2 rRNA genes are annotated in these 3,169 nt (G+C 52.9%); both read left to right on the forward strand.

The features are described 5' to 3' along the window. Window positions 1-292: ribosomal RNA gene (locus tag KTG14_RS17230) — 16S ribosomal RNA — on the forward strand; the annotation flags it as partial. Between the two features lie 190 nt (window positions 293-482). Next, window positions 483-3,160 (forward strand): 23S ribosomal RNA (locus KTG14_RS17235). The last annotated feature ends 9 nt before the right edge of the window (window positions 3,161-3,169 follow it).

Here is a 3,169-nt window from a genome sequence, read left to right on the forward strand (position 1 = left end):
GGGCTGCAAACCCGCGAGGGGGAGCCAATCCCAGAAAACCGTTCTCAGTTCGGATTGTAGGCTGCAACTCGCCTGCATGAAGCCGGAATCGCTAGTAATCGCGGATCAGCATGCCGCGGTGAATACGTTCCCGGGCCTTGTACACACCGCCCGTCACACCACGAGAGTTTGTAACACCCGAAGTCGGTGGGGTAACCCTTACGGGAGCCAGCCGCCGAAGGTGGGACAGATGATTGGGGTGAAGTCGTAACAAGGTAGCCGTATCGGAAGGTGCGGCTGGATCACCTCCTTTCTAAGGATTTTATCGGAACCCATTCTTCGGAATCGGGTTGACGTTTTGCGTTCAGTTTTGAAGGTTCACTCCTTACGGAGCACTTTCAAACTTGTTCTTTGAAAACTGGATAGATCGACATTGATTAAGAAACAAGCATCATAGTAGCGTGATCGCGATTGCGATCAACTTATTTTTTTGACCATTCAGTGGTTAAGTTAATAAGGGCGCACGGTGGATGCCTTGGCACTAGGAGCCGAAGAAGGACGGCACTAACACCGATATGCCTCGGGGAGCTGTAAGTGAGCTGTGATCCGGGGATTTCCGAATGGGGAAACCCACTGTTCGTAATGGAGCAGTATCCATGTGTGAATACATAGCACATGAGAAGGCAGACTCAGGGAACTGAAACATCTAAGTACCTGAAGGAAGAGAAAGCAAATGCGATTCCCCAAGTAGCGGCGAGCGAAACGGGATCAGCCCAAACCAGAAGGCTTGCCTTCTGGGGTTGTAGGACACTCTATACGGAGTTACAAAGGAATGGATTAAGCGAAGCGACCTGGAACGGTCCGCAAGACAGGGTAATAGCCCCGTAGCTGAAAGTTCATTCCCTCCAGAGTGGATCCTGAGTACGGCGGAACACGAGAAATTCCGTCGGAATCCGGGAGGACCATCTCCCAAGGCTAAATACTCCCTAGTGACCGATAGTGAACCAGTACCGTGAGGGAAAGGTGAAAAGCACCCCGGAAGGGGAGTGAAATAGATCCTGAAACCGTGTGCCTACAAGTAGTTAGAGCCCGTTAATGGGTGATAGCGTGCCTTTTGTAGAATGAACCGGCGAGTTACGATTGCATGCAAGGTTAAGGTGAGAAGCCGGAGCCGCAGCGAAAGCGAGTCTGAATAGGGCGAGTGAGTATGCAGTTGTAGACCCGAAACCAGGTGATCTACCCATGTCCAGGGTGAAGGTAAGGTAACACTTACTGGAGGCCCGAACCCACGCACGTTGAAAAGTGCGGGGATGAGGTGTGGGTAGCGGAGAAATTCCAATCGAACCTGGAGATAGCTGGTTCTCTCCGAAATAGCTTTAGGGCTAGCCTCAAGAAGAGAATCCTGGAGGTAGAGCACTGTTTGGACTAGGGGCCCATCCCGGGTTACCGAATTCAGACAAACTCCGAATGCCAGTGATTTATACTTGGGAGTCAGACTGCGAGTGATAAGATCCGTAGTCAAGAGGGAAACAGCCCAGACCACCAGCTAAGGTCCCCAAATATCCGTTAAGTGGAAAAGGATGTGGCGTTGCTTAGACAACCAGGATGTTGGCTTAGAAGCAGCCATCATTTAAAGAGTGCGTAATAGCTCACTGGTCGAGTGACACTGCGCCGAAAATGTACCGGGGCTAAACGGATTACCGAAGCTGTGGATGGACATCGTAGATGTCCGTGGTAGGAGAGCGTTCTAAGGGCGTTGAAGTCAGACCGGAAGGACTGGTGGAGCGCTTAGAAGTGAGAATGCCGGTATGAGTAACGAAAGACGGGTGAGAATCCCGTCCACCGAATGCCTAAGGTTTCCTGAGGAAGGCTCGTCCGCTCAGGGTTAGTCGGGACCTAAGTCGAGGCCGATAGGCGTAGACGATGGACAACAGGTTGATATTCCTGTACCACCTCCCCGCCGTTTGAGTAATGGGGGGACGCAGAAGGATAGGGTGAGCGTGCCGTTGGTTGTGCACGTCCAAGTTGTGAGATGAGAAACGAGGCAAATCCCGTTTCTATATAACATCAAGCAGTGATGGCAAGAGGTTTACCTCAGAGTCCCTGATTTCACACTGCCAAGAAAAGCCTCTAGCGAGGCGGGAGGTGCCCGTACCGCAAACCGACACAGGTAGGCGAGAAGAGAATTCTAAGGTGAGCGAGTGAACTCTCGTTAAGGAACTCGGCAAAATGACCCCGTAACTTCGGGAGAAGGGGTGCTCTGGTAGGGTGTTACAGCCCGAGAGAGCCGCAGTGAATAGGCCCAGGCGACTGTTTAGCAAAAACACAGGTCTCTGCAAAACCGTAAGGTGACGTATAGGGGCTGACGCCTGCCCGGTGCTGGAAGGTTAAGGGGAGTGCTTAGCGCAAGCGAAGGTGCGAACCGAAGCCCCAGTAAACGGCGGCCGTAACTATAACGGTCCTAAGGTAGCGAAATTCCTTGTCGGGTAAGTTCCGACCCGCACGAAAGGCGTAACGATCTGGGCACTGTCTCAACGAGAGACTCGGTGAAATTATAGTACCTGTGAAGATGCAGGTTACCCGCGACAGGACGGAAAGACCCCGTGGAGCTTTACTGTAGCCTGATATTGAATTTTGGTGCAACTTGTACAGGATAGGTAGGAGCCAGAGAACCCGGAGCGCCAGCTTCGGGGGAGGCGTCGGTGGGATACTACCCTGGTTGTATTGAACTTCTAACCCACAAGCCTTAGCGGCTTGGGAGACAGTGTCAGGCGGGCAGTTTGACTGGGGCGGTCGCCTCCTAAAGAGTAACGGAGGCGCTCAAAGGTTCCCTCAGAATGGTTGGAAATCATTCGCAGAGTGTAAAGGCACAAGGGAGCTTGACTGCGAGACGGACAGGTCGAGCAGGGTCGAAAGACGGACTTAGTGATCCGGTGGTTCCGCATGGAAGGGCCATCGCTCAACGGATAAAAGCTACCCCGGGGATAACAGGCTTATCTCCCCCAAGAGTCCACATCGACGGGGAGGTTTGGCACCTCGATGTCGGCTCATCGCATCCTGGGGCTGTAGTCGGTCCCAAGGGTTGGGCTGTTCGCCCATTAAAGCGGTACGCGAGCTGGGTTCAGAACGTCGTGAGACAGTTCGGTCCCTATCCGTCGCGGGTAACCTGCATCTTCACAGGTACTATAAT

This window comes from Planococcus sp. CP5-4_YE, from assembly GCF_019042655.1.
Lineage (GTDB): Bacteria > Bacillota > Bacilli > Bacillales_A > Planococcaceae > Planococcus.